This window comes from Colwellia sp. BRX8-9, assembly GCF_014077245.1.
Taxonomy (GTDB): Bacteria; Pseudomonadota; Gammaproteobacteria; order Enterobacterales; family Alteromonadaceae; genus Colwellia_A.
The window spans coordinates 1-386 of record NZ_JACGVN010000064.1; the positions used below are offsets into that span (position 1 = coordinate 1).

General features: G+C 44.3%; 1 tRNA gene. It reads left to right on the plus strand.

From position 1 onward, the window contains the following. Positions 1 to 16: 16 nt before the first annotated feature. A tRNA-Met gene (locus H4J70_RS20285) sits at positions 17 to 93 on the plus strand. The last annotated feature ends 293 nt before the right edge of the window (positions 94 to 386 follow it).

Consider the following 386-nt stretch of genomic DNA (forward strand, 5'->3'; position numbering starts at 1 on the left):
TATTAGGACATTCGGACGCGGGATGGAGCAGTCTGGTAGCTCGTCGGGCTCATAACCCGAAGGTCGTCAGTTCAAATCTGGCTCCCGCAACCAACTTTAACTCAAGTATAAAGAGTGTTTGTACTGAAGGTCGTCAGTTCCCTCTCGAAAGATATGGGCTCTCACAACCAACTTAAGATATAAGTATAAAATCAGGTCGTCAGTTCCCTTTCAATTAGATATGGGCTCCGATAACCAACTTTAACTCAAGTATAAAGAGTTAATTCTTAAGTTTGAATTAAAACAACTTGGCTTTCCTAAGAAGGTATTAGGACATTCGGACGCGGGATGGAGCAGTCTGGTAGCTCGTCGGGCTCATAACCCGAAGGTCGTCAGTTCAAATCTGG